This is a genomic window from Achromobacter dolens (assembly GCF_902859745.1).
Lineage (GTDB): Bacteria > Pseudomonadota > Gammaproteobacteria > Burkholderiales > Burkholderiaceae_B > Achromobacter > Achromobacter dolens.
On record NZ_CADIJW010000008.1, the window covers coordinates 40,412 to 66,047 of the forward strand.

Sequence of the window (25,636 nt, forward strand, 5' to 3'; positions counted from 1 at the left end):
CTCATTTCTCCATCACATAAGCGCCGGGCGCGTCGTCCAGCGCGGGATAGCCTTTGCGCGCGGCGCCCAGCGCGGGGGGGCGGACCGGCTGGCCGGACAGCGCGTCGAGCCAACCGCGCCAGTGCGGCCACCACGAGCCTTCATGGGGCGTGGCCGCCGCCAGCCAGGCCTCCGGGGTCAGCGCGGGCTGTCCCGCCGCGCGCAGCAGGCTGCGAAAGCGCCGCCGCGGATGGCCCGGTTCGCTGACGATGCCGGCGTTGTGGCCGCCGCTGGTCAGCACGAACGTCAGCGGGGCCGGCGACAGGCCGTGCAGCTTGTAGACCGAACGCCACGGCGCCACATGGTCCGTCTCGGTGCCGACGCAGAAGATCGGCAGGCTCAGGTCCTTCAATCGCACCGGACGGCCGTCCACGGCGAAGCGGCCGGCGGCCAGGTCGTTGTCCAGGTACAGGTGGCGCAGGTACTGGCCGTGCATGCGCGCTGGCATGCGGGTGGCGTCGGCGTTCCAGGCCTGCAGGTCGGTCATGGGGCGGCGCTGGCCCAGCAGGTATTCGCTGGTCATGCGCGACCACACCAACTGGCGTGCGCGCAACAGTTGGAACGCGCCGCTCATCTGGCGCGCCGGGAAATAGCCCAGCGCCGTCATTTCGGCCTCCATCAGCGCAACCTGGAAGGCATCGATGAACAGGCCCAGCTCGCCGGGTTCGCTGAAGTCGGTCTGTGCCGCCAGCAGGCTCAGGCTGGCCAGGCGGCGGTCGCCGTCGCTCGCCATGGCGCTGGCGGCCATGGCGAGCAGGGTGCCGCCCAGGCAATAGCCCGCCGCGTGTACCCTGGCGCCGGGCACGATGGCCTCGATCGCCGCCAGCGGTTCGCGCACGCCCAGGCGCAGATAATCCTCCAGGCCCAGATCGCGATCGGCCGCGGTGGGGTTCTTCCATGACACGCAGAACACCGTGTAGCCCTGGCCGACCAGATAGCGGATCAGCGAGTTGTGGGGCGACAGATCGAGCACGTAGTACTTCATGATCCAGGCCGGCACGATGAGGATCGGCTCGGGCCGCACCCGGCCGGTCGTGGGCCGGTACTGGATCAGTTCGGCCAGGTGATTGCGCAGCACCACCTTGCCTGGGGTGGCGGCAACCTCGTGGCCAGGGCGGAAGTGTTCGGCGCCGGCGGGCGGCAGCCCGGCCCACTGGCGCAGGCCGTCCTCCCAGGCGTGGCAGGCGCCGCGCAGCAGGTTGGCGCCGCTTTCCTCCAGCGTCTGGCGCCACACCAGGGGGTTGGTATAGGGATTGTTGTCGGGCGCCAGCGGTTCCAGCCACTGGCGCGCGGCGAAGGCCGCCAGCGCGCGCTGGTGCGGATCGGCCAGGGGCAGGGCGCGGGCAAACGTGTCCCAGCCCTGCTCGGCCTGCATGAAGCCCTGGCACCACAGCGCAAAGGGCCACTGCCGCCAGGCGTCGTCATCGAACCGGCCTGCGTGCGCCGCAGTCTGCTGGGGGGCTGGCGGGGGCGTGATCGGCATGAGGGCTCCGGGGCGCACGGGGGCGGGATTGCCTCGCGTGGGGACGGATCGTCGCGCAACCGGGCTTGTGGCCTGGCGTCGGACAAATCCGACTTCGGAACCATTGTGCCGCCGCTGGTCTGATCAATCCTTGATCAGGATCAAGCTAACGACTGACCGGTCGGTTTTTAATGGAGCGGTTGGCCGGCGGTGCGTCCGCGCGCCAATTCGCACAGGGAGCAGTGGTGATGAGCACGCAACGTCTGCGTCTCCCTCCGACCGTGCGCGTCGGGCAGATCCTCGACGCCGCGCTGCAGGAGTTCTCGGCCGCCGGCTATGCCGGCGCCCGCATGGATGACATCGCCTTGCGCGCGGGGTTGTCCAAGGGAGGCCTGTACGCGCACTTCGCCAGCAAGGAAGAGGTCTTCGAGGCGCTGCTGGCGCGCTACCTCTGTCCGCCCCGTCTCGACGCCCGCGCCCTGGTCGAAGGCTCGGCCAGCCCCCGCCACCTGGCCGAGCGGCTCGTCAACCATCTCTACGCCAGCCTCGCCAACCCCGCCATGATCGCCGCCATGCGCCTGCTGCTGGCCGAAAGCCTGCGCGTGCCGCACCTGGCGCGCCGCTGGCGCGAACAGACCGCCGATGCCCACCAGGCCGACATCGCGCAATTGCTGGAACTGGCCCGCGCGCGCGGCCTTTGCGGTGACGGCGCCGCGTTGCGGCACCCGTGGCTGCTGCTGTCGCCGGTGGTCCACGCCATCTTCATGGCGATCCTGCTGGGACCGGATGAACGCCTCAACCTGCCGCAGCGGCGCGAGGCGCATGTGGCGCTGATCTGCGACCTGCTGTAGCCCGTCACTACCAACGGTAGCTGGCGGTGGCGATTACGGTGCGAGGATCGCCGTAATAGCAATTGCCGTAGCCGCAGTTGGCGAAATAGGTCTTGTTGGTCAGGTTGCGAGCGTTCAGCGCCAGGCTCCAGCGGTCGATGTCATAGCCGATCATTGCGTCGAACAGCACGAACGACGGCACCTGTTTGGGGGCCTGGCTGCCATCACCGTAGTTGGCGCCGGTGAAGCGCGCGCCCACACCTACCTTGATACGCGATTCGAAGCGGTAGTCGACCCACAGCGAGGCCCGGTTCCGCGGCACGGCGGTGGCCTGCCTGCCGATTTCATCGGGGTTGCTGCTGGCCGTGACCGCGGCTTTGGGTGTCCACGAATACGCGGCGATCACGTTCAGGCGCGGAATCGGCTGCACGGTGGCCTCGAATTCGACGCCACGCACCGTGACCTCGCCGGTTTGCCGGGGAATGGAGTCGGCGTCGTAGGTAATGTAGTTGCGGCGCCGCAGGTCGAACGCCGCCACGCTGTAGCTGTCCTTGGTGCCGGGAGGCTGGTAGCGCAGTCCGGCCTCGTACTGGCGGCTGGTCTCCGGCTTGAATGGCTTGCGCTGCGAGGAGTCGACGGTGGCGGTGGGAATGAAGGACTCGCCATAGCTGACGTACGGCGCCCAGCCGGTCGGATCCACGTAGACCAGGCCGGCGCGGCTGGTGAACTTGTGGCTGCTGATGCGGGTGGTGGTGCCGTCCTGGCGGTCCCGCAGCTTGTTGTCGGCGCTGTCATAGCGGCCGCCCAGGGTGGCGACCCAGCGCTCGTTCCATTTGATCTGATCCTGCAGGTACACCCCCGTCTGCGCCAGCGTCAGGTCCGCATCCATCCAGGGCTTGGCGCGCGTGATCGGCCCCTGGCGGTACTTCGGGTCGTTGATGTCCAGCGGGGGCGCCTTGCCACCGCTGAAGCTGACCTGGTCGATGCGGTTGCGCTGGTAGTCCACGCCCACCAGGATGCGGTGGTGCCAATTGCCCAGACTCAGGTCGGTCTGGACCTGGTTGTCCACGTTGAAGCTGGCGATATGTTCGCGGCTGCCGAACGCCGAGCGCCGCAACACCTGGTAGTTGGCAGGATCCGTGACGTCGTCATTGACGCTGGCATAGCCGCTGGCTTGCACCGCCGAATAATCGAGGTCCAGGTGGCCGTAGCGCAGGTTCTGGCGCAGCGTCAGCGCATCGCTGACGCGGTGTTCCAATTCGTAGCCGGCCATCCACTGGGTCTGGTTGAAGTAGTCATAGCCGGGTTCGCCGACGAACAGCGATGCCGGGATGTGCGTGCCGGCCGGCGTCGGCACCAGCGAGCCTACGGCCGGGCGGGCCCGCGTGTAGGTGCCGCCGCGCTTGGTCGCGTACTGCGTCAGCAACGTCAGGGTGGTGTCCGTCGACGGCCGCCAGGTCAGCGATGGGGCCAGGTACAGCCTGTCGTTGTCGATGCCATGGGCAGGCAGTTCGGAGTCCAGGCCCATGCCGACGAAACGGTACAGCCACTTGCCGTCTTCATCCATCGGGCCGGTGAAGTCGGCGGCGAGGCGGCGGCGCTGATGGTCGCCCACCTGCGCCTGCAACTCGCGCAGCGGCTCCTCCTGCGGGCGCTTGCTCACCACGTTGATCAGGCCGCCGGGGCCCGTCTGCCCGAACAGCACCGATGCCGGTCCTCGCAGCAGTTCGATGCGCTCCGCGCCGTAGTTTTCGGTCTGCCAGATGCCCCAGTTGCCGTTGTTGCGCAAGGGCAGCCCGTCCAGGTAGAAGCCGGGCGTATAGGCGTCGAAGCCGCGCAGCGACACCCAGTCGTAGCGCGAGTCCGAGCCATAGGTCGTGGTGGAGACGCCGGGCGTGTAGGCCAGGGCGTCCTTGATGTTGGTGGCGCCCAGCGTGTTGTAGCGGTCCGCGGTGATGACCGAGATCGACTGCGGTGTCTCGATGATGGGCGTGTCGGTCTTGGTCGCGGTGGCGCTGCGACGCGCCACGTAGCCCTGCACCGGGCCCCAGGCGTTCTCGGCGGCGCCGGTGACGCTGATCGGCGTGAGTATCGGCACCGCCTGTGCATTGCGCTTGAATGTGAGCGCCCCGCCGGGCAGTGCCACGGGCTCCAGTCCCGAACCGGCGGTCACGTGGCGCAGCGCCTCGTCCAGCGTATAGCTGCCATGCAGCGCTGGCGCGTCCAGGCCCCGCATCAACGCCGGGTCCACTGACAGCACGCGGTCATTCTGTACCGCGATGCGGTTGAGCGTGGTGGCTAACGGCGCGGCAGGCAGGTCGTAGACCAGTCGCGCCGGTTGCGCGAAGGCGGCGGGGGCGGTCAACGCGGCCGTCAAGAGCAGACTGGCGCGGGAGAGGCGGGGCATGTCGGGGGATCTCCGGGAGAGCACAAGTGGGTGGATTTACCCGGAGGTGTATCGGCGGCGAAAAACCGGACACGCAATTTGTAATTAGTTGTTTTCAACGCGGCGGGGACCGCGTCATGCCTGATCGACCCACGTCAGCCAGCCGCCATAGCGGGTGATCTTGAGTCGCAGCGTCGCGGCCAGCGCCGCCCAGGCCTGTTCCGGACGATCGAGCGAAAAAACGCCTTGCACCCGCAGGACGGCGGCGCGTTCGGAAAGGTGCAGCGCGCCGGGCATGTAGGGCCGCAGTGCATCGGCTACCGCGGCCAGCGGCGCGTCCAGGACCTCGAGCCGTCCCTCACGCCATGCCGCCAGGGAGGCAGCGCGCTCCGCCGCCAGCGGGCGGATGCCGCTGGCGTCATAGCGGGCCACCTGGCCTTGGGCCAGGTCGAGTTGGTGGCCGGCGCGGGTGGTGATGCGGATCTCGTGCGCCAGCACTGCCGCGACACTGTGGTCGGCTTCTTTGCGTACCATGTACTCGGTTCCGCGGGCCCAGGCGTTGCCATCGTCGGTGGTGACGCAGAACGGACGGTGGGCATCAGGGGCGATGGCAGCGACCACCGCGCCCCGCAGCAAGCGCACACGCCGTACCTGGGGGCTGAATTCGAGCCGGATCTTGCTGCGGGCATCGAGCTCCAGCCGGCTGCCGTCGTCCAGCGAGATCGACAGACGCTGTGCAGTGTCGGTGTGCCAGTCGCCGCGATCCCGCCAGAGGCGGGCACCGAGCCACGCGCCACCGACGCCCACCCCGGCTAGCGCCAGTGTCTTGCCCAGAAACTGGCGGCGGGACGGGCCGCGCGCCAGCAAGTCGCGCACGGCCGAGCCCGGCGTGGCCGACAGGCCGGCCGCGCGTAGCGCCTGCAGCGGCTGGCCGACGCCGGCCTGCAGCGCCTGCCATGCGTCCGCATGCGCGGGCGCCGCCTCACGCCACTGCCGAAAGCGGCTGTGGTCGGCGGCGCTGGCGGTGCCGGAACTGAGCAGCACCATCCATTGCACTGCCTGGCGATCGGCTTCGCGGGTCATGCGCGTTCCTCGCGTTGCACCCGCAGGCAGCGTTCCAGCGCCTGCGCGAAGTGGCGCTGCACTGTGCGTACCGACAGGCCCATGCGCAGGCCGATCTCGGCGTAGGTCAAGCCGTCCAACTGGCTGTACAGAAACACCGCGCGCACGGCGGGCGGCAGGCCGGCCAGCATGGTGTCGACGCGCAGCAGCGTTTCCACCGCCAGGGCCTGGGACTCGGGCGAGGGGGCGCTGTCGGCTGCGTGCAGCGTCAGCCATTGCAGATAGGCTTGCTCCAGTTCGCGGCGCCGCCAGAAGTGGAACAGGAGACGTCGCGCGATGGTGGACAGGTAGGCCTTGGGCTCGGCGATCGGAACCGGTTCTCGGACCGAGGCGACCTGCAGGAAGGTTTCCGAGGCGAGGTCTTCGGCGTCGGCATGATTGCGCAGGCGAAAGCGCAGCCGATCCACCAGCCACGGGCGATAGTCCACATACAGGGAAGCGAGGACGGAGAAGGCGGACGGCTTTCCCATGGGACATACCAAATGATAATAATAAGTATCATTCAGTATATGGGAAAAACATCCATTCGAGCTATTGCGGCGCACTCGCGCGCCGGGCCGCGCCTGCCTGTATCCTTGCGTCTCCCCATGACTGACGTTGCGAGGACGATGTGCCCACTTCAGGAATGACGGTCCGCGTGCCGTCCTGGCGCTATTTCCCGGTGGCGCTGGCCCTGGTGCTGCCCGTGCTCGGCTGCATCGGCTGGACCTGGCTGCACGCGTTGAGCACCGAACGCGCCGAGGCCGCCACGGCGGGGCGGATCGTGCGCGTGCAGACCGAGCAGATCCTGGCCCGCGCCCTCGATATCCTGCCGCGCGTCACGGCCCTGTCGGCGCAGCCCTGCCAGACCGCGCGCGCCGACCTGTACCGCTGGGGCACGCTCAATCCGTATTTCCGCTCGCTGTTGCTGGTCAAGCAAGAACACATCTATTGCTCGTCGGCCCTGGGCGAGGTGGACTATGAGACCGGCGCGTTCCACCGCTGGCCTGTCGGTACGCCGCCGACGCAATGGTTCGTCAGCGTGGCCGGCACACCGCTGGCGCCCGACCGTTCGGCCCTGTTGCTGGGCATGGCCGGCGAGGACGGCCGGGGCGGCGTGGTGGTGGTCGACGGGCGCTACGTGCAAGACCTGCTCAACGCGGTGTCGTCGCTGGGGGCTTACCAGATGGAGGTCACGTTGGGCGGCGGCGCGCCCATCCGCAACGACGCATGGGGCGGGGCCGCCGTCGAGCGCTTGTTCGAGTCGGCCGAGCCGGTCGCCGGTCGCGGCGACCTGGTCGTCAGCGTGATGGCGCCGGCCGAAACCGTGGTGGAGGCCTGGCAGCAGTTGCTGGTGGGTTATCTGCCGGTGGCCCTGCTGTGCGGCGCGTTGCTGGCGTTCGGCGCCTATCGCCTGCAGGTGAGCCGGCAATCATTCAAGGAGCAACTGCGCCGCGCGATGGCGGCCGACGAATTCCATGTCGAATACCAGCCGGTGTACGGTAACCGCAGCGGCCGTTGCGAGGGCGTCGAGGCGTTGATGCGCTGGACCCGCCCGGGCGTCGGTCCGGTGCGGCCCGACATCTTCATCGCGGCGGCCGAGGCCGACGACATGATCGTGCCGCTGACGCAGCATCTGCTCAGGCTGATCCAGCGCGACATGCAGGGCTGGACCACGCCGCCGGATTTTCACGTCGCCGTGAACGTGGCGCCGGAGCATCTCTCCAGCCCGTCGCTGGTGGCGGATGTACAGGCTTTCCGCGGCGCCATCCGGCCTTCGCTGATCGTGCTGGAGATCACCGAACGCAGCCTGATCTCGGACGGCGGGCAGGCCCGAAGGAATATCGACACGTTGCGCGAGCGGGGCGTTTTCGTGGCCATCGACGATTTCGGCACGGGGCATTGTTCACTGTCGTACCTGCAGAAATTCCCGGTCGATTACCTCAAGATCGACAAAGGATTCGTGCACGCGATTGAACCCGGCGGCGAGGAAACGCCCGTGCTCGACGTGATCATCACGCTGTCGCACCGGCTGGGCCTGGCGGTGGTGGCCGAAGGCGTCGAGATGCCGGAGCAGTTCACCTACCTGACGGCGCGCGGTGTGGCATACATCCAGGGCTACCTGTTTGCGCGGCCGATGCGCTCGGCCGACTTCGTCCGTTGGTATGCCGAGAACGCGGCGCGGCCGCCCGTCACGTTATCGGGCAACGTCTAACGTTGCGGCTAGCGCGCAGGGGGCGGCGGGCCTGTAGCCGCGCCATCGCCGCAAGGGGCGGCCTCAGCCGGCCTTGGCCTGCGGCGCGGCTTTGGCGAAGAACAGCTCGGTGATCGACTGGCTGTCCAGCGGCTCGCCATTGATGGCGCGAGTGAGCAGCTCGGCGCCGAGCAATTGCACCGAGAACACCAGGTCCGGCTGCACCCGGCGGATTTTCTCCAGGTGTTTGCTGGTGTTGACCAGGGCCACGGTCTTGGCGCCCTGGTCGCCGGTGGCTTCCTTGGCGGCCAGCACGATGAAGGCATTCTCGGCGTCGTCCTCGCGCAACGCCAGCACGTAGCGCGCGCGGGCCACGCCCGCGCTGCGCAGCACCTCGACGCTGGACGGGTCGCCTTCGATCAGGTCGGTGGCGGGCGGGTATTCCTGCGGCGTACCGGGCGGCACGATGACCGTGACCTCATCGCCTCGACGGCGCAGGCCGTCGTAGACGCTCATGGCCAGGGGAGTGGCGCCGGCGATGATGATGTGGTTTTTTCTCATGGCGTTGGAAAACCGGCCCTTGACCAGCCGTTTCAGGTTGCCGCCGATCACCGGGCCGGCGATCGCGCTGATGGAGGTGGCGAAGACGGTGATGCCAAGGATGATAATCGACGCGGTGAACAGCCGCGCCGCGTTGCTGTGCGGCGTGATGTCGCCATAGCCCACCGTCGACATCGAGACGATCGAGAAGTACAGGGCGGTGGCCGCGTCCCTGATCGGCGGATTGAATTCCTCGCCCATGTAGAGCGTGCCGAAGACCGCGTAGATCAGCAGCGACACCATGCTGACCAGCGCGAACAGCGAGCCCGCGGTGACGCTGGCGCGGTCGAAGCGGCGCCAGTACGCGATCAGCGCGACCACCAGCACCAGCGTATAGATGCCCAGCCCGGCTCGGCCGTCGTGGCCCAGGATGGCGAAGGTGCCGATGCCGATCAGCAGCACCAGCGAGAACGCCCAGGCGATGCGCGCCTTCAGGATCAGTCCGAGCGCGATGATCTGCAGGCCCACGCCCAGCACCAGCCGCGGGATCTCCAGCAGGCCGACTACCCGCATGACGTCATGCCAGTTGTCGAGCGCGAGCCAGAAGGAATACTCGCGGGCGCGCACTTCGCGCAGCACCGGATGCATGAAGGCATATCCATCCAGCGCCACCAGGATGGCGAGGCACCAGTTGGGCGGAACGAGGGCGATGGTGCGGCGCAATCTGCGCGCGGCGCGGGTCAGCAGAGGGGGCATGGCGGGGGCGTCCTTTGACGGCATTCTATCGGCCTGGGCGCGAGGCTCGCTATATCCAATATGTATAGAAGGCTATCAACAAAGAATTACTTGAATTGCGGCCGACGTCCTAAACTTCGTTCATCACGCGGCTATCCGAAAGGAACGCCGCTGATACGGGCGACTAGCCCGCCAGCTGCTAGGGCGGACGAAATCCCCGGGCGTTAATCACGCTGCAGCTTGGGCGGGGACTAGAGACCCCAACCGGGCTCACGGCTAGCCCGTGCGTGAGTTGTACGAGGCACGAATGTTGGAATCGCGTGATCTAGGTAGAAGGCATCAGTGCCGGCTGATGACTCCAGGCTCACGTGTTGTTTTAGCGCGGCGTCTTACCTTCGGGGCAGCGCCGCGTTTTTTTCGCCTGGCGCCAGCCGCCTGGCCCGTAGCGTATCAGTAAGAGGGCGCGTTCGCATCCAGCGTGTAGCGGCGCCAGTCTCCCTGTCCTTCCGGACGACCTTCCTCTCCCCCCTCCCGCGGTTCCAGTTCCAGCGTGATGTCCGCCGCGAACATATAGCCCCAGCCATGCACGGCGCGGATCGGCAGCGTCATGTGATTGGCGGCCGCCTTGCGCCGCAGCCGGCTGATCATGACGTCGACGAAGCGGCGCCGCGTGATGGCGCCGTCGGCGTCCTCGGCGCCGTCCGGATAGAACGCATCGCGGCTGACCTTGCGGTCTGGCGCATTCACCAGTCGGGTCAGAAAATCGCGTTCTCCCGTGGTCAGCCCGAGGCTGTAGCCCCTCGGGCTGATCAGCGTCCAGCCCTTGTTGACCAGCCGCCAGGCTTCCTGCTGCGGCTCGTCGGCGGCGCTGTCGGCCATATGGTCGGACATGTCCAGGCCCACCGCGCGCCGCACCAGCGCCTGCAGCACGGCCGCCAGTTCCAGGCCGGTGACATCGGGCGGCAGGCAGGCATCGGCGCCACAGAGCAGGGTGCGGATGCGGCTTTCTTCGCTGCCGAAGGGCGCAATCGCAACGATCCCCAGGCCGCGGTCGATGGCGCGCAGCCGCACGGCGGCATTGTGGATGTCGGGCAGCGGCGCTTCCAGGATGATCAGCGGGCTCGGGCGCCGGGAATAGCGGTCGTAGACGTCGGCCAGGTCATGGCAGCGGCGCACGCTGAATCCAAGGTGCGACAGGGCTTCGACCAGCCGGGCATGCCTGGCGTCTTCCAGGCCGAGAAAGATGACGTCCAGCGTATTGTTCATGGATGCCCGCCTGCGCCTGCGTTGCGTGTCATGCCCCTCTCCCTCTGCTGCGCCATGATGTGGCGGCATCTGGCGATGTTGTCTGATGGCGGGCGAAGGTCTGAACTGTTGATCCGTGCCGGGGCCACGGCCCGCTGAGGCTACGGTCGGGGTCTGAGACGGCGCCTGGCTTGAGCGCGCTGCGCGCAGGCCGCCGATGATCCGATTCCGCATGGAAGTCACGCCCGTGTTTCATTTAAACACGGGCGTGTTTTTTTGTGAAGATACGTTTCTGTAGTTTCTGCTGGTAACAGTGGTCTCGCCGCATAACCCCGCGAAGCCCTTGAAACACTGTTTTTTTATGCAGTTGCGACAATAAAATATTAAGTATTACCGATACATTATTTTCTATTTTTAATCGGTGAATACCCATAAACTCGGGCCGGCTTTTAATCCCCGGCCTGGCGGTTGCGGACCTTGGAGGAGGCGGGCGGGAGCGGGGGCGACGCCAGCGCGCAAACCGATGATAGCAAGGGGTTTTTTTGATCCGCCGCAGGTCCTGGCGCTGGCCGCGGGTGGCGCGCCGCAACGGGCGGCGGAGCGCGCAGCGATTTACGGATTAGCCCCGGAATTGGGGTGTAATCCCTTTCTTTGGCGGCAGTATTGAGATGTTTTAATCAAATAAATAAATTCATATTAATGTCTCAGGTTGATCGATTGGACACGTTTAGCCATCGTCTGCGCACTGCAAGAATGCTTCAGGGATGGACACAGAAAGACTTGGCGGTCGCGAGCAACCTGTCGCAAAGCGCTATCGGCAACTATGAGAGCGGCCAACGCCAGCAGCCCTCCAGCGACGCGCTCATCAAGCTGACGCGAGCGCTGCGGGTCAATCCCATGTGGCTCAGCACCGGCGAAGGGCCGATGCTCAACCCCGGTTATGCCGAGCCCGCCATGAATGCGAGCAATCATCCCGAGCAGCCGCCCTGGCCGTTCGAGACGGTGTCGTACGCGACCTATGCGCGCCTGAGCCAACAGGAAAAGCGCCAGATCGAACAGGTGCTGGCGGCCTACATCAAGGCGCGCGGCGAATAGTCCCCACGGCGGTGGCGGCGGCGCGCCGTCGCGGCGTTTTCCTGCGCGCCGCTTCGGGCGCGTTGCCCGCGTCCGTCGCCGCTGGCGGCTGCGTCGTGCGCAGGCGCCGGCGCAGGCGTTCCACCGGATCGGCGATCAGGCTGTTGAGCAACGCGGCAAAGCCGATACAGCCGGTCACCACCAGGGCCGTGAACATGGCGGGCTGGCGCAGTTGCGCGCCGTCGAGCAGCCAGCCGAAAAAAAGAATGACCAGCGCGTGGCCAATGTAGATCGGGTAGCTGAGTTCGCCGATGGCCTTGTCCAGCCGATGGCGCGCCTGGAACAGGAAGGCCAGCGGCAGCAGCGCCGCGAACAGCAGCACCGCGAGGCCGTCGCGCAGCGTATGCGGCATGCCGATCGAAAAATGCACCAGCACGTACAGCGTCAGCAGGCCGGTGCCCAGCTCGGGCAGCCAGGCGACGCGGCGGCTCCAGGCCTGCCAGCGCGGCAGCAGCATCTGGTGCGACAGCGATCCAGCCAGGAACAGCGCCAGTTCCGTGGGGAAAAAGCGGTAGGTCCACGGGTCGCTCAGGCCGATGCCGCTGGCGATCAGCGCCACGCGCAGCGCCAGGGACGCCGCCAGCAGGACCAGCAGGCGCCGGGGCGAATGCAGCACGAAGGGGGCGATCAGGTAGAAGCTCATCTCGACGCCCAGCGTCCAGGCCTGCGGCACCAGCAGGCCCTGGTACAGCGGCACGTCGCTGCGGGCGAAGCTGCCGGTGAAGGCCAGCGCGCCGTGGTCGATGCCGAAGAACATCAGCCAGTCCTGGCCCAGGATCAACAGATTCGACAGCGCCAGGAACAGCGTGGCGGCCAGCGGCAGGCCGTCGTAAACGCGCCAGAACCCCTCGCCGCCGACGGCATAGGCCAGCAGCGTCAATACGGCCACGGCCAGGTAGATCGGGTACAGGCGCAGCGCGCGGTTGGCGTAGAACCGGCCGGGCGCGTCGCGGTAGTGGTCAGTGGCGGTCAGCACATAGGAGATCAGAAAGCCCGATATCACGTAGAAAAGCTGCACGGCGAGGCGCCCGCCCACCAGCCAGTCGGTCGCGCCGCCGCCCAGGTGATCCAGGACGACGGACAGCGCCAGCAAAGTTCTCAGCATGCCCATCGCCGTGTCTCCGGAAATTGTCTTGGTCGTCAGCCGGGCCGTTGCCGGCCGGGCGCGAGGCGTCAGCCGATTCTGCGCGCCACGGCGGCCCGCCGCCATGCGGCATACGATGCACCCCCTTCCAGCGCGCGGCGTAACGCGCCTCGCCCCGCGTGCAGCTTTGGGATTCGGCTGTCGGGAGGAGGGCACGGGACGTGCTGAGCCCATGCGGTTACAGTCGAGGCTGTGTCTTTTCAGGAGTGCTGTCCATGTTTACCTTCCTGTCTACGCCTTGCCGCCTGGTCGGCGCCGGAATGCTGGCCATGGCGCTGGCCGGCTGCGCCGGATCGACCGGAGGCGCGCGCGCCGAGGGCGCCGCCGCCGCCAACGCGGCCAGCAGCGCGGATTCACTGGCCCAGACCAGTTGGGAGCTGGTGCGCTGGACGCAGTCCGGCGGCGCCCTGCGCGAGATTCCGCATGGCGACAACGGCGAGCCGATCCGCCTGACCTTCCTGGCGCAGGGCAAGCAATACCGGGTCGAAGGCTTTTCGGGCTGCAATCGCTACATGGGCAGCTACAAGCTGCAAAGCGGCAAGCTGGCGATCGACGCGCCCGCCGCCACGCGCATGGCGTGCGTGCCGGCGGCCCGCGCCGCGCTCGAAAGCGACTACCTGCGCGGGCTGGGCGCGATCGACACGTTCACGCTGGACAGCGGCGGCGCGCCGCGCCACCTGACCTTCAACCTGCGTGGCGGCGACGTGCTGGAATTCGAGCGGCGCCAGGACCCGCCGACGCCCTGACGCCGGATCCCGTGCGTGGCGCCCGTCCAGGACGTGGATTGCGCCCCGGAGCGGACCGAGGCAACCGCGCCCTTCCGTGACCTCCAGGGAATGTGCAGGTGTTTCAGTATGTTTTCCGGCGCCGGGCGGGCGGCCGTGCCGCGCCTACAATTGGCGCTGCCGGCCGTCCGGCGGGCGCGCCGCGGCGCGCATCCTGGTTTCTTGCGGGAGAGATTTGCATGTCCTTGTCCACTTCCTGGCGCTGGATCGCGCCTTGCGCGCTTGGCCTGACGCTGGCGGCCTGCGCGGCGCCGCCACGCACCGCCGACGGACGCGACCCGCGCTTCCAGCCGGCCGCCGCCTCCGACGTGCTGGCGCAGACCAACTGGGACCTGGCGCGCTGGACCCGCCCCGGCGGCGCGCTGCGCGAGATCCCGCATCCGTCCTCCAATTCGGTGCCGCTGACCATCGGCTTCATCCATGACCAGGGCGCCACGCGGGCCACCGGTTTCGCCGGCTGCAATACCTACAGCGCGCCCTACACCGTCGCCAACGGCCAGTTGCTCATCCCGTCCAACCCCGTGGCGACGATGAAGGCCTGCGCGCCGGTCAACATGAAGCTCGAACAGGAATTCCTGGCCAGCCTGACGCGCATCACCGCCACCTCGTTCGACAACACCAGCAATCCGCAGCGCATGACCTGGGCCTTGAGCAACGGCGACACGCTGGATTTTGGCCGCCGTCTCGATCCGGTCGCCGGCGGCCAGGTGGGCGCGACCAAGCTGGTCTACGTCAACGCCGAACGCGTGCCGTGCAACGCCGGCGCCGGCCGCGCCATGTGCTACCAGGTGCGCGACACGCCGACGCAGCCGTGGCAGCTCTGGTACGGCGACATCACCGGCTTCAATTTCCAGCCCGGCATCCGCTATCGCCTGCGCGTGGTCGAGGTCCGGGACCCGAATCCGCCGGCCGACGCCTCGGGCCTGCGCTGGGTGCTGGATACGGTGGTGGAACAGGAAATCGTGCGGCGCTGAGCCGGGAGGGCGGGGCCCGCGCTTGACCCGCGACAAGCGGGCCGCGCGGGGCAGCGATTACTATTACGGCCTTCGCCGTTTTTTGCCCCGCTTTGCCATGTCTTCCGTCGTCAATATCGCCGCCTACAAATTCGTCTCGCTGGAGGCGCTGCCCGAGCTGCGCGCCCGGCTATTGGCCGAGGCCGGGGCGGCGGGCCTGAAGGGCACCATCCTGCTGGCGGAGGAAGGCATCAACCTGTTCCTGGCGGGCGCGGTCGATGGCATCGACACCTTCCTGCGCGGCTTGCGCGGCGACGCCCGCTTCGCCGACCTGGAAGTGAAGTTCAGCCACAGTGCGCAAGTGCCGTTCCGCAAGCTGCTGGTGAAGATCAAGCGCGAAATCATCCGCATGAACCACCCGGCGATCCGGCCCGAGGCCGGCCGCGCGCCGGGTGTGGATGCGAAGACGCTGGCGCGCTGGCTGGAGCAGGGGACCGACGACAGCGGCCGTCCGGTGGTCATGCTGGATACGCGCAATGCCTTTGAAGTCGACGAGGGCACCTTTCGCGACGCCATCGACTGGCGCATCGACCGCTTCACGCAGTTCCCGGCGGCGGTGCAGGCGCATCGCGCCGAGCTGGAAGGCAAGACCGTGGTCAGCTTCTGCACAGGCGGCATCCGCTGCGAGAAGGCCGCCATCTACATGAACGAAGCCGGCATCGACAACGTCTACCAGCTCGACGGCGGCATCCTCAAGTACTTCGAGGAAACCGGCGGCCCGGGGTTCGACGGCAAGTGCTTCGTGTTCGACGAACGTATTTCGCTCGACCCGGCGCTGGCGCCGAGCAAGGATTGATTCCGTCCCGCGAGGACCGGCGCGCCGCCGCCGCATGAAAAAAAGCCCGCAGATTGCGGGCTTTTTCGCATGGCTCGGGTGTGCGGATCAGCGCACGCGCATGCCGGGCTTGGCGCCGGGGAACGGCTCCAGCACGTAGATGCCGGCGTCCACCGCCTCGTCGGCATGACTGGCGGCCAGCACCATGCCTTCCGAGACGCCGAACTTCATCTTGCGCGGCGCCAGGTTGGCGACCATGACGGTCAGCTTGCCGATCAGGTCTTCGGGCTGGTAGGCCGACTTGATGCCGGAGAAGACGTTGCGGTGGCGGCCTTCGCCCACGTCCAGCGTCAGGCGCAGCAGCTTGGTCGAGCCTTCGACGTGCTCGCAGTTGACGATCTGCGCGATGCGCAGGTCGACGCGGGCGAAGTCGTCGATCGAGATGGTCTCGGCCAGCGGCTCGCCGCCGGGGATCACGGCGGGGGCGGCGGGCGGCTCGAACAGGTCTTCCAGCATCTGCGGCTCGACGCGCTGCATCAGGTGCTTGAACGGCGCCACGCGCTGCGGCAGCACGGCGGCGTCGGCCCAGGTGAAGTCGGCCTCGGCGGCGAACAGCTCGCGCGCGACGCGCTCGGCCAGGGCCGGCAGCACCGGCGCCAGCATCACCGACAGGGCCTTGAAGCCGGCCAGCGAACGCGAGCAGATGTCCTGCAGCGCGGCCTTCTGCGCCCCGTCGGCGGTGGCGATGCCCTTGGCCAACACCCACGGCTGGGCCGTGTCGAACGCCTGGTTGATGCGGTCGGCGTAGGCCATGATCTCGCGGATGGCGCGGTTGTACTCGCGCGCCTCGAAGGCGGCGCGGATCGACTCGGCCTGCGCGGCGTATTCGGCCGACAGCGCGGCGGTGTCGCCCGCATAGGCCAGCTTGCCGTCGAAGTGCTTGGTGATGAAGCTGGCGGCGCGGCTGGCGATGTTGACGTACTTGCCGACCAGGTCGCTGTTGACGCGGGCGATGAAGTCCTCGGGGTTGAAGTCCATGTCCTCGACCCGGGCGTTCAGCTTGGCGGCGATGTAATAGCGCATCCACTCGGCGTTCATGCCGAGTTCCAGGTAGCGCAGCGGCGAGATGCCGGTGCCGCGGCTCTTGGACATCTTTTCGCCGCTGACGGTGATGAAGCCGTGCACATTGACCGCGTCCGGCGTCTTGCGGCCGGCGAACTTCAGCATCGCGGGCCAGAACAGCGCGTGGAAATAGACGATGTCCTTGCCGATGAAGTGGACCTGCTCCGTGCTGCCGGCCGGGTCGAGCAGGGCGTCGAAGTCCAGCCCTTTGACCGCGCAGTACGACTTCAGCGAGGCCAGGTAGCCCACCGGCGCGTCCAGCCAGACGTAGAAGTACTTGCCCGGCGCGTCCGGGATCTCGATGCCGAAATAGGGCGCGTCGCGCGAGATGTCCCAGTCGCCCAGCTTGGCCTCGCCGTCCTCGGCGCCCAGCCATTCGCGGGTCTTGGCCAGCATTTCGGGCTGCAGGTGCTTGCCGCCGTGGGCGTTGCTGCCGGTGGTCCATTGCTGCAGGAATTCGACGCAGCGTGGATCCGACAGCTTGAAGAAGAAGTGATCCGACGACTTCAGCACCGGCGTGGCGCCGGTCAGGGCCGAGTACGGATTGATCAGGTCGGTGGGCGCGTAGACGGCGCCGCAGACCTCGCACGAATCGCCGTACTGGTCCTTGGCGTGGCACTTGGGGCATTCGCCCTTGATGTAGCGGTCGGCCAGGAACATGCCCTTGACCGGGTCGTAGAACTGCTCGATGGAGCGGGTCTCGATCAGGTCTTGCGCCTTGAGCGCGCGGTAGATGTCCTGCGACAGCGCGACGTTCTCGGGCGAATCGGTGGTGTGCCAGTGGTCGAAGCGGATGTGGAAGCCGTTCAGGTACTGCGGGCGCTCGGCGGCGTAGCGCGCCACCAGGGCCTGCGGCGTGATGCCTTCTTTCTCGGCCTTCAGCATGATCGGCGCGCCGTGCGCGTCGTCGGCGCCCACGAAGTGCACCGTGTGGCCCGCCATTCGCATCGAACGAACCCAGATGTCGGCCTGGATGTACTCCATGATGTGGCCGATGTGGAAGGATCCGTTGGCGTAGGGCAGCGCAGTGGTGACAAAGAGGGTGCGAGACATGGTTGTCGGTCGAGGTTGAGGGGAAAAATGGGTTGGCCGGCCATTTTAGGGCAATGGCGGCGATGCGCCCGCAGGGCGGGGGACGGGCCCCTTGAAACGACACAACCCGCCGGTCGCGCACGCGGGCGCCAGGCGGGTTGGGGAACAGCGAGCCGGTCGTTCGGCCACGAGTGCGCGGCGCGGGCCGCCGCGGGAGGCGGCGGGCGCCGGCGATGCCGCGCTCAGCGGATCTCGCGGGCCTCGACGTCGATCACGTCGCCGCGCGGCTGCGTGGCGAACGGGGCGGTGGCGGACTGGAACGGGCCCGGACGGGCACCCTGGCGCTGGCTCCAGTAGGCGCGCACGCCGAAAGGCTTGCCGCGCACCTTGGCGACCACGTACAGGATCGCCACGGCGATCGCCGTGGACAGCATGAAGACCAGCGCCATTGCCATGCCGATCAGGGCCAGGGCGGCGAATAAGACGGCTCGGAAGAAGCGGATAAGAGTATTGGTCATGTAGGTCGGATGCAAAACGCAGCGAAAGGTTCCCGTGTATCCGCTATCCTTTAGGGGATGGCGGCCCGCAGACGCCGCGCTGCCTACGGAACCATAGTGACATGAGTATAACGATAGAACACCTGCGCGCCGCCCTGCGCGCCGCGCACGACCCCAATACCGGCCTGGACCTGGGTGTATCTGTAAGAGATCGTGACATCCAGATCGATGGCGGCCGCGTCGCCGTGGCGCTGGAACTGGGCTATCCGGCCGACGCCGTCCGCGACCAGGTGCGCGAGATCGCCGTGGCGGCGCTGGCCGCCGCCGGCGCGCCCGGCGCCCAGGTGAGCGTGTCCTGGAAGGTGGCCGCGCATGCCGTGCAGAAGGGGCTCAAGCCGCTGCCCAATGTGCGCAACATTATTGCGGTCGCCTCCGGCAAGGGCGGCGTGGGCAAGAGCACCACGGCCGTGAACCTCGCGCTGGCCCTGGCCGCCGAGGGCGCCAAGGTCGGCCTGCTGGACGCCGACATCTACGGCCCCAGCGTGCCGACCATGCTGGGCGTCTCGGGCCGTCCCGAGAGCCTGGACAACAAAAGCATGGAGCCCCTGACCGGCCATGGCCTGCAGGCCAACTCCATCGGTTTCCTGATCGATGCCGACTCGCCCGCCATCTGGCGCGGCCCGATGGTGACCCAGGCGCTCGAACAATTGCTGCGCCAGACCAACTGGCGCGACCTGGACTACCTGATCGTCGACATGCCGCCGGGCACCGGCGACGTGGCGCTGACGCTGGCGCAGAAGGTGCCGGTGGTGGGCGCGGTCATCGTCACCACGCCGCAGGACGTCGCGCTGCTGGACGCGCGCAAGGGCCTGCGCATGTTCCAGAAGGTCGAGGTGCCGATCCTGGGCGTGGTCGAGAACATGGCCATTCACATCTGCTCGCAATGCGGCCATGCCGAGCACATCTTCGGCGAAGGCGGCGGCCAGCGCATGGCCGAGCAGTACGGCACGCCCTGGCTGGGCAGCCTGCCGTTGACGCTGGCGATCCGCGAGCAGACCGACGCCGGCACCCCCACCGTGGTGGCCGATCCTGGCAGCGAAGCGGCGGGCCTGTACCGCGCCATCGCCCGTAAACTCGCGGCCGGCGTTGCGGCGCTGCCCCGTGACATGGCCGGGAAATTCCCGTCCATCGTCGTGCAGCAGCCGTCGTAACGCATGCGGTGGGCGGCCCGGGCCTTCTTGGCTGGACTTTGCGTAGTGGCGGGCGAGGCGGTGGCCAAGCGCCCGGAAATCATCGTGGACCCCGGCGGCGTGCCGCCGGCGGCGCTGCAGGCGATCACCGAGGCGGTGGGCGCCATCGCGCGCCTGGCTGAAGACCAGGACGGCGGCGAAATCAACCGCCTGCGGCGCCGCGCCCGCGACGCCACGCTGGCCGCGCTGGCCACCCAGGGCTACTTCTCGCCCACCGTCACGCTCGAGGCAGGGACCGACATCGGCGGCGAAACCTGGGACATCGGCATCGTGCCGGGCAAGCGCACCACGGTGTCGTCGGTCGACCTGACCTTCACCGGCCGCATCACGCGGCCGGAATACGCGCAGCGCGTGCAGAAGCTGCGCGACGACTGGCTGCTCAAACCGGGCCAGCCGTTCATCAACGCCGACTGGAACAAGGCCAAGTCCACCCTGTTGGACGAGACCTCGGTGCGCGACTTCATGCTGGCCCGCATGACGGCCTCCGAGGCCGACGTGCAGGCCGACACGGCCTCGGCCGCCCTGCGCGTCACCATCGACAGCGGGCCGCAGGTGCGCATGGGCGAACTGAGCACCGAGGGCCTGGAGCGGGTGCCGCCCAAGCTCATCACCCGCTACGTGCGCTATTCGCCGGGTTCGCCCTATGACCAGAACCGCCTGGACGAATGGCAGCAGGACCTGCAGTCCACGGCCTTTTTTCGCGGCGCCTTCGTGGCGTTGCGGCAGCCGGGCAGCGACGCGCAGACGACGGAGCCGTTGTCCGACCGGGCCCGCGCGCCGGGCGCGGCCAACGCCGCCGAGGCCGCGCCTGCGGGCGATCCGGTGGTGTCCGGCGCCATGCCGCCGGCGCCGCCCGCCTACGATTCCGACGGCGAGGTGACGCTGCCGGTGCAGGTGCGCGTGGTCGAGGCGCCGCCCAAGCGTTTCTCGGCCTCGATCGGCGTCGACGACGAAGCCGGCGTGCGGCTGGAATCACTCTACCGCCAGAACGTGGTGTTCGGCCAGCCTGTGACAATGGAGTCGGGGTTCAGCGTGGACCGGCTGCAGCAGCGCGTCTACACCGACATCCTGCTGCCCCCGACCGAGCGCGGCTACAAGGATTCCGTCGGGGTGCTGGCGCAGCATTCCGACATCCAGGGCCTGGCGGTGACCCGCTATGCCCTGGGCGCCACCCGCAGCCAGGAGCGCCAGGGCGCCGGCGACAGCCGGGTCACCTACGAAACCCGCTGGGGCCTGCTGCTGGCGCACGATGACGTCAAGATCGACGGCGGCGACGAATATTCGCTGCCCACGCTGACCGCCACCGGCGAGTGGCTGCGGCGCGACGTGGACAACAAGTACGATCCGCGCGAGGGCAACCTGATCGCGCTGGGCGGCGGCGTGGGCGTGACGCTGGATACCGGCGAGCCCTACACCCGAGCGCGTTTCCGTGCCCAGAAGTGGTGGCCGATCGGCAAGCTGGACGTGCTGACCGTGCGCGGCGAGGTCGGCCGCGTCTGGGCCAACGGCAATGTCCAGGTGCCGGACGACTTCGGCTTCCGCACCGGCGGCGCGCGTTCGATACGCGGCTACAAGTACCAGAGCATCGGCCTCAAGCGCGACAAGGCCATCGTGGGGGCGCCCACGCTGGTGGTCGGCAGCATCGAGTACGACCATTACTTCAACGAACGCTGGGGCATGGGCGTGTTCGTCGATGCGGGCGACGCGGCGCAGTCGTTCGGCGACATGTCGCTGGCGGTCGGCTACGGCGTGGGCGCGCGGGTGCGCACGCCGGCCGGCCCGCTGTTCCTGGACGTGGCCTACGGCCAGCGCGAGCGCGACCTGCGCCTGCACTTCTCGCTGGGGATCGCGTTTTGACGGGGCTGCGCCGGTTCCTGCGCCATGTGCTGGTCTGGTGGTTGCCCGGGCTGGCGATGCTGGCCGTGCTGGCCTGCAGCTTCGTGTTCTGGCTGCTGGCCTCGCAGACCGGATCGCGCCTGCTGCTGACCACCGCCGCCCAGCAACTGGACGGCCAGGCGCTGGACGTGCGCGGCTCGGTCCTGCGCGGGCTGGATGTCGGGCGGCTCGACTTGAACATCAGCGGCACCCGTATCGGCATCAGCGACCTGCGCCTGAGCGTGCATTGGCGCGCGCTGGGCAACCGGCTGCTGCATGTGCGCGAACTCTCGGCCACGAATGTCGAGATCGGCCTGACCGCCAGCGAGGACGCGCCGGCCAATGACAAGCCCGAAGAACCCTTCAGCCTGCCGGCGCTGCCGGTGGACATTGCGGTGGACCGGTTGGCGCTGGGTGAATTCCATCTGCTGCAGGACGGCCAACCGCTGCCGGTCGAACTGGGCGACCTGAGCGCCACGTTCGCGGCCGGCAAACAGGGCGCGCAGCTACGCATCGCCAATCTGCGCGTGGGCCATGAGATCGGCCAGGCGCAGTTGAGCGGGCAAGCCGAACTGCAGGGCCTGGCCGACCCCTGGCCGTTCGCCGCGCGGCTGGACGTGATGGCGCGCGGATCGGGGTCGGCGTCGCCGCTGTGCCAGGCCGACCAGTTGAGCGGCAAGTTCGCGCCACCCGCGAAACCGCAAGAGGAGCGGCCCAAGGCGTCCGAGGCGGCCAAGCCCCGGGCCGGCAAGGCCAAGGGGGAAACCGCCAAGGCCGCCGCCGCAGGCGCCAAGCCGTCCTCCGCCACGCCGCCTGAGGGCGCCCCGGCCAAGACCACGGATGCGTTCGTCGGCCCGCCGGCGCCGGCCTGCCAGGTGATGTTGCAGGCCGATGCGGCGGGCTCGCTGGACGGCATCCAGGCCAAGCTGGATGGCACCGGCGCCGGCCTGGCGTTGGAGGTGATGGCCGATCTGGCGCCGCGCACGCCGCTGGTGCTGCGCAGCGCGCGGGCCGAGGCGCGGCTGCCGGACCAGTCGACGCTGTCGGCGCGCCTGGACCTGCGGGCGGTGGACGGCCAGCCGGGCCGCGACCGCATCGTCGGCACCGTGGGGGCCCGGCGCCTGGACCTGTCGCCCTGGCTGGGTGACGCGATTCCGCCGGCGATCGTCAGCGCCAGCGCGCAGTTGAGCGCCGAGTTCGAGAACCTCAGCCAGTTGCGCCAGGCCGCGATCGACCTGCGCTTCGAAGACGGCGCGCGCTGGAACAAGCAGGCGCTGGCGGGCGCGGTCAAGGCCCAGGTGGATATCGCCGCGCCCGCCGCCGGCCCGCAGGCCAGCGCCAGCGCCGTGGCGTCGGGCCCAGATGCCGCGCCGGGAGCCCCCGATGCCGCGGTCAGGCCCGCCGCCGATGCGCCCGATGCGCCCGATGCCGCCGTCAAGCCCGACGCCGCTACACCCGCCGCGGATCTGCTGGCCGGACTGCGCATCCACGGCCTGGACGTCGATCTCAAGCTCGGCGCCAACCGGATCCGGGCGCAGGGCGAGATAGGCGGGGCCGACGGCGCGCTGACGCTGGACGCGCAGGCGCCGCAATTGGATGCATTCTGGCCCGGCATTCCGGGCGGCGCCGACCTCAAGGGCAAGCTCGGCGGCACCATCGCCGCCCATAAGGCCGAGATCACCGCCGGCTACAACCCGCCCAAGCCGCGCCCCGGCGTGTTGGGCGAATCGCGGGCCCAGGCCACGCTCGCCTTCGCTGGCGGTTGGGGCAAAGGCGCGGCGGGGGCGGCCGACGCCGCCCTGACCGGTTGGCGCGGCACGGTTTCGCGCCTGACGGCCGACAGCGCCGGCTTCACCGTTTCGGTCGACCGGCCCGTGACGCTGTCTTACCTGCCGGCGGCGGTGGCGCCGCAATGGCAGTGGCAGGTGGGGCAGACCGTGCTGGGGGTGGCCCTGCCGGGCAAGGAAAAACTGGCGATCGCGCACAAGGGCTCGCGCGGCGACGCCAAGCGCTGGGAAACCGCCGGCCAGGCCGACAACCTGGTCATCACCGCCGCGATGGCGCGGCAGGTGATCGCCGCCGTCGACCCGGAGGCCGCAGCCAAGATGAACAAGGGACCGAAGCGCGTCAATGCTACGGTGGCGGAAAGCCAGCGCCGCATCGCGCTGGACGCGTCCTGGGACCTGAAATTCGACGGCCGCCTGGCCGGCCGCGCCCGCATCGCGCGGCGCGATGGCGATCTGCTGATTCCGGGCGATCCGCCGGTGCCGCTGGGGGTGAAGGCGCTGGTGCTGGACCTGACCGCCACGCCGACCTCGGCCAACGCCAGCCGGCTGGACGCCAAGCTGGACCTGGCCACCGACAAGATGGGCAAGATCGCCGGCAATGGCACGGCGGTGCTGGCGGTGGACGCCAAGGGCGGCATGGCGCTCGATCCGCGCCAGCCGATCCGCGCCAGGCTGGATGCGGATATCACCGATCTGGCCTGGGTCGGCCTGTTCGTCGGCGACTCCATGGAGGTCGGCGGCCAGGTCAAGGCCAACCTGGAAGCCCAGGGCACGCTCAGCGGCAAGTGGAGCGCGAGCGGCGCGATCCGCGGCGACAAGCTGCGCGTGGTGCGCATCGACGACGGCGTGCGCCTGATCGACGGCACGCTGGCGGCGCGGCTGGACGGCGACAAGCTGGTGCTCGACAGCCTGCGTTTCCCGGCCTCGCTGCGCGTGATGCCGGCCGAATGGCGCACCAAGGAATGGATCACCACCAACCCCGAGGCCAAGGGCGGCTATGCCGAGGCCAAGGGGCAATGGAACCTGATCGACGGCGGCGGCAACGTGCGCCTGACGCTGTACCGCTTTCCGGCGCTGCAGCGCTCGGACCGCTATGCCATGGTGTCCGGCACCGTCGACCTGAACGCCGCGATGCCGCGCATCGACATCGTCGGCGACCTGAAGGCGGACGCCGGCTGGTTCAGCCTGGAGATCCTGCAGGGCGTGCCGTCGCTGGACGACGACGTCAAGGTGCGCCGCGCGGGCGACGATCCCGGCGCCGTGTCGACCCCGCTGCAGACCAGCATGAACCTGAAGTTCGACATGGGGCCGCGCTTCTACATCACCGGCATGGGGCTGGACGCCGGCCTGCTGGGGTCGATCCAGATCCTGCTGAACGACGGCCGCCTGACCGGCGTGGGCGCGCTGCGCACCCGAGGCGGCGGCATCGAGGCCTATGGCCAGAAGCTGCGGCTGCGGCGCGGCACGCTGACCTTCCAGGGCCGCCTGGACAACCCGTTGCTGGATATCGAGGCGCTGCGCACCGGCGAGCAGGTCGAAGCGGGCGTAAAAGTGGTGGGCACTGCCCAGCGTCCGCGTATCGACCTGGTGTCGTACCCTGACGTCAGCGACGTCGAGAAGCTGTCGTGGCTGCTGCTGGGCCGGGGCCCGGACGAAAGCGGCAGCGACGCCGCGCTGCTGCTGTCGGTGGGCACGGCGCTGCTGGGCGGCGGCCAGCCCTTCTACAAGCAGTTCGGGCTGGACGACGTCAGCGTGCGCACCGGCAACCTGGGCAGCTCGGGCAGCATCCTGCCCGACCGCACCGTGGCCGGCGACGTCAACCGCGACAGCGACAGCCAGTTGGCGACGCAATTCCTGGTGGCCAGCAAGTCGTTCGCCAACGGCATCACGCTGAGCGTCGAGCAGGCGCTGGCGGGCAGTGACACGGTCGGCCGCGCCAGCTACCGGCTGGCGCGTGGCCTGTCGCTGGACCTGAAGGGCGGCTCGGTCAACGGCATCGCGCTCGTGTACCGCACCTTCTTCGGCGATTGACGCCCGTGGCCGTTCCGTTCCCGTTCGGGGACGGGGCGGCGCGCTCGGGATAAAATGACGCCCATTCCATTTCCCCAAGCACTCTCGCCACCATGAGCATCAAAAGCGACCGCTGGATCCGCCGCCAGGCCGAAGCCGGCATGATCGAACCCTTCGAAGCGGGTCAGGTCCGCACGGCCAATGGCGGGCGCATCGTCAGCTACGGCACCAGCAGCTACGGCTACGACGTGCGTTGCGCCGACGAATTCAAGATCTTCACGAACATCAATTCCACCATCGTCGATCCCAAGAACTTCGACGAAGGCTCGTTCGTGGACTTCAAGGGCGATGTCTGCATCATCCCGCCCAACTCGTTCGCGCTGGCTCGCACGGTCGAATACTTCCGCATCCCGCGCAGTGTGCTGACGATCTGCCTGGGCAAAAGCACCTATGCCCGCTGCGGCATCATCGTCAACGTGACGCCGCTGGAACCCGAATGGGAGGGCCACGTCACGCTGGAATTCTCGAACACCACGCCGCTGCCCGCCAAGATCTACGCCGGCGAAGGCTGCGCGCAGATGCTGTTCCTGGAAAGCGACGAGGTCTGCGAGACCTCGTACGCCGACCGTGGCGGCAAGTACCAGGGCCAGCGCGGCGTGACGTTGCCGCGCACCTGATCG

The 25,636-nt window shown here is 68.4% G+C and carries 19 protein-coding genes; 10 read left to right on the top strand and 9 right to left on the bottom strand.

The annotated features are described in order from the left end of the window. Position 1: 1 nt before the first annotated feature. Complete coding sequence (locus HV783_RS08940; RefSeq protein ID WP_175189015.1) at positions 2–1,522, bottom strand: PHA/PHB synthase family protein; 1,521 nt, start codon at positions 1,520–1,522, stop codon at positions 2–4. Positions 1,523–1,749: 227 nt separating this feature from the next. On the opposite strand from HV783_RS08940, the gene HV783_RS08945 reads away from it, so the two are divergent. After that, complete coding sequence (locus tag HV783_RS08945) at positions 1,750–2,352, top strand: TetR/AcrR family transcriptional regulator (protein ID WP_144655567.1); 603 nt, start codon at positions 1,750–1,752, stop codon at positions 2,350–2,352. Between the two features lie 7 nt (positions 2,353–2,359). On the opposite strand, the gene HV783_RS08950 is transcribed toward HV783_RS08945, so the two are convergent. From HV783_RS08950 to HV783_RS08960, 3 genes are all read right to left on the bottom strand, one after another. Further along, a complete protein-coding gene (locus tag HV783_RS08950; RefSeq protein ID WP_116793807.1) occupies positions 2,360–4,738 on the bottom strand; it encodes a TonB-dependent siderophore receptor in 2,379 nt (792 codons plus the stop codon). A 114-nt stretch (positions 4,739–4,852) separates the two neighbouring features. After that, positions 4,853–5,800, bottom strand: coding sequence for a FecR family protein (locus HV783_RS08955; protein WP_116793806.1), 948 nt, complete (start codon positions 5,798–5,800; stop codon positions 4,853–4,855). Beyond that, positions 5,797–6,309: a sigma-70 family RNA polymerase sigma factor gene (locus HV783_RS08960; RefSeq protein WP_175189016.1), complete on the bottom strand. Its 513-nt coding sequence runs from the start codon at positions 6,307–6,309 to the stop codon at positions 5,797–5,799. The genes HV783_RS08955 and HV783_RS08960 overlap by 4 nt, the downstream gene beginning before the upstream one ends. 140 nt (positions 6,310–6,449) lie before the next feature. Here HV783_RS08960 and HV783_RS08965 point away from each other — a divergent pair, with 140 nt between their 5' ends. Beyond that, positions 6,450–8,033: an EAL domain-containing protein gene (locus tag HV783_RS08965; protein ID WP_367646379.1), complete on the top strand. Its 1,584-nt coding sequence runs from the start codon at positions 6,450–6,452 to the stop codon at positions 8,031–8,033. A 63-nt stretch (positions 8,034–8,096) separates the two neighbouring features. Here HV783_RS08965 and kch read toward each other — a convergent pair whose 3' ends face one another. Together kch and HV783_RS08975 are read right to left on the bottom strand one after the other, a co-directional pair. After that, positions 8,097–9,296 carry a voltage-gated potassium channel protein gene (gene kch / locus HV783_RS08970; protein WP_418628596.1) on the bottom strand — a complete coding sequence of 400 codons (1,200 nt, stop codon included), beginning with the start codon at positions 9,294–9,296 and terminating at the stop codon, positions 8,097–8,099. A 441-nt stretch (positions 9,297–9,737) separates the two neighbouring features. Next, positions 9,738–10,553, bottom strand: a complete 816-nt coding sequence (locus HV783_RS08975) for a response regulator transcription factor (RefSeq protein ID WP_064528617.1) — start codon at positions 10,551–10,553, stop codon at positions 9,738–9,740. A 678-nt stretch (positions 10,554–11,231) separates the two neighbouring features. Here HV783_RS08975 and HV783_RS08980 point away from each other — a divergent pair. After that, entirely contained in the window at positions 11,232–11,627 is a 396-nt protein-coding gene (locus tag HV783_RS08980) for a helix-turn-helix domain-containing protein (protein ID WP_081273670.1), read from the top strand. Here HV783_RS08980 and HV783_RS08985 read toward each other — a convergent pair. Then, the gene (locus HV783_RS08985) at positions 11,608–12,771 is read right to left on the bottom strand and encodes an acyltransferase family protein (RefSeq protein ID WP_332909708.1); all 1,164 of its coding nucleotides are present in this window, start codon (positions 12,769–12,771) and stop codon (positions 11,608–11,610) included. The genes HV783_RS08980 and HV783_RS08985 overlap by 20 nt on opposite strands. 254 nt (positions 12,772–13,025) lie before the next feature. On the opposite strand from HV783_RS08985, the gene HV783_RS08990 reads away from it, so the two are divergent. The 3 genes from HV783_RS08990 to HV783_RS09000 all read left to right on the top strand — a co-directional run bounded on the left by HV783_RS08990 (position 13,026) and on the right by HV783_RS09000 (position 15,404). Next, positions 13,026–13,556 carry an META domain-containing protein gene (locus HV783_RS08990; protein WP_054500634.1) on the top strand — a complete coding sequence of 177 codons (531 nt, stop codon included), beginning with the start codon at positions 13,026–13,028 and terminating at the stop codon, positions 13,554–13,556. Positions 13,557–13,774: 218 nt separating this feature from the next. After that, positions 13,775–14,569: an META and DUF4377 domain-containing protein gene (locus tag HV783_RS08995; RefSeq protein WP_175189017.1), complete on the top strand. Its 795-nt coding sequence runs from the start codon at positions 13,775–13,777 to the stop codon at positions 14,567–14,569. A 97-nt stretch (positions 14,570–14,666) separates the two neighbouring features. Further along, complete coding sequence (locus HV783_RS09000) at positions 14,667–15,404, top strand: sulfurtransferase (protein ID WP_175189018.1); 738 nt, start codon at positions 14,667–14,669, stop codon at positions 15,402–15,404. 87 nt (positions 15,405–15,491) lie between these two features. Here HV783_RS09000 and metG read toward each other — a convergent pair whose 3' ends face one another. Continuing rightward, on the bottom strand, positions 15,492–17,558 hold the full coding sequence (metG, locus tag HV783_RS09005; RefSeq protein WP_175189019.1) for a methionine--tRNA ligase: 2,067 nt from the start codon (positions 17,556–17,558) through the stop codon (positions 15,492–15,494). A 221-nt stretch (positions 17,559–17,779) separates the two neighbouring features. After that, positions 17,780–18,055: a hypothetical protein gene (locus tag HV783_RS09010; protein WP_006226181.1), complete on the bottom strand. Its 276-nt coding sequence runs from the start codon at positions 18,053–18,055 to the stop codon at positions 17,780–17,782. Between the two features lie 101 nt (positions 18,056–18,156). Between HV783_RS09010 and apbC the strand changes: the two genes are divergently transcribed. From apbC to dcd, 4 genes are all read left to right on the top strand, one after another. Continuing rightward, on the top strand, positions 18,157–19,245 hold the full coding sequence (gene apbC / locus HV783_RS09015; RefSeq protein WP_054500638.1) for an iron-sulfur cluster carrier protein ApbC: 1,089 nt from the start codon (positions 18,157–18,159) through the stop codon (positions 19,243–19,245). A 3-nt stretch (positions 19,246–19,248) separates the two neighbouring features. Beyond that, positions 19,249–21,141: an autotransporter assembly complex protein TamA gene (locus HV783_RS09020; RefSeq protein ID WP_144655559.1), complete on the top strand. Its 1,893-nt coding sequence runs from the start codon at positions 19,249–19,251 to the stop codon at positions 21,139–21,141. Then, positions 21,138–24,977, top strand: a complete 3,840-nt coding sequence (locus tag HV783_RS09025) for a translocation/assembly module TamB domain-containing protein (RefSeq protein WP_437341317.1) — start codon at positions 21,138–21,140, stop codon at positions 24,975–24,977. The genes HV783_RS09020 and HV783_RS09025 overlap by 4 nt, the downstream gene beginning before the upstream one ends. 92 nt (positions 24,978–25,069) lie before the next feature. Then, positions 25,070–25,633 (top strand): dCTP deaminase, encoded by a 564-nt coding sequence (gene dcd, locus HV783_RS09030; protein ID WP_006226186.1) that lies wholly within the window; start codon positions 25,070–25,072, stop codon positions 25,631–25,633. The last annotated feature ends 3 nt before the right edge of the window (positions 25,634–25,636 follow it).

Bases quoted from the DNA above. Each gene is read 5' to 3' on its own strand.
- metG (WP_175189019.1), bottom strand. From the start codon at position 17,558: ATGTCTCGCACCCTCTTTGTCACCACTGCGCTGCCCTACGCCAACGGA.
- HV783_RS09020 (WP_144655559.1), top strand. From the start codon at position 19,249: ATGCGGTGGGCGGCCCGGGCCTTCTTGGCTGGACTTTGCGTAGTGGCG.
- apbC (WP_054500638.1), top strand. From the start codon at position 18,157: ATGAGTATAACGATAGAACACCTGCGCGCCGCCCTGCGCGCCGCGCAC.
- HV783_RS08975 (WP_064528617.1), bottom strand. From the start codon at position 10,553: ATGAACAATACGCTGGACGTCATCTTTCTCGGCCTGGAAGACGCCAGG.
- HV783_RS08980 (WP_081273670.1), top strand. From the start codon at position 11,232: ATGTCTCAGGTTGATCGATTGGACACGTTTAGCCATCGTCTGCGCACT.
- HV783_RS09010 (WP_006226181.1), bottom strand. From the start codon at position 18,055: ATGACCAATACTCTTATCCGCTTCTTCCGAGCCGTCTTATTCGCCGCC.
- HV783_RS08940 (WP_175189015.1), bottom strand. From the start codon at position 1,522: ATGCCGATCACGCCCCCGCCAGCCCCCCAGCAGACTGCGGCGCACGCA.
- HV783_RS08960 (WP_175189016.1), bottom strand. From the start codon at position 6,309: ATGGGAAAGCCGTCCGCCTTCTCCGTCCTCGCTTCCCTGTATGTGGAC.
- HV783_RS08985 (WP_332909708.1), bottom strand. From the start codon at position 12,771: ATGCTGAGAACTTTGCTGGCGCTGTCCGTCGTCCTGGATCACCTGGGC.
- HV783_RS09000 (WP_175189018.1), top strand. From the start codon at position 14,667: ATGTCTTCCGTCGTCAATATCGCCGCCTACAAATTCGTCTCGCTGGAG.
- HV783_RS08950 (WP_116793807.1), bottom strand. From the start codon at position 4,738: ATGCCCCGCCTCTCCCGCGCCAGTCTGCTCTTGACGGCCGCGTTGACC.
- HV783_RS08955 (WP_116793806.1), bottom strand. From the start codon at position 5,800: ATGACCCGCGAAGCCGATCGCCAGGCAGTGCAATGGATGGTGCTGCTC.
- HV783_RS08995 (WP_175189017.1), top strand. From the start codon at position 13,775: ATGTCCTTGTCCACTTCCTGGCGCTGGATCGCGCCTTGCGCGCTTGGC.
- HV783_RS08990 (WP_054500634.1), top strand. From the start codon at position 13,026: ATGTTTACCTTCCTGTCTACGCCTTGCCGCCTGGTCGGCGCCGGAATG.
- HV783_RS08945 (WP_144655567.1), top strand. From the start codon at position 1,750: ATGAGCACGCAACGTCTGCGTCTCCCTCCGACCGTGCGCGTCGGGCAG.
- dcd (WP_006226186.1), top strand. From the start codon at position 25,070: ATGAGCATCAAAAGCGACCGCTGGATCCGCCGCCAGGCCGAAGCCGGC.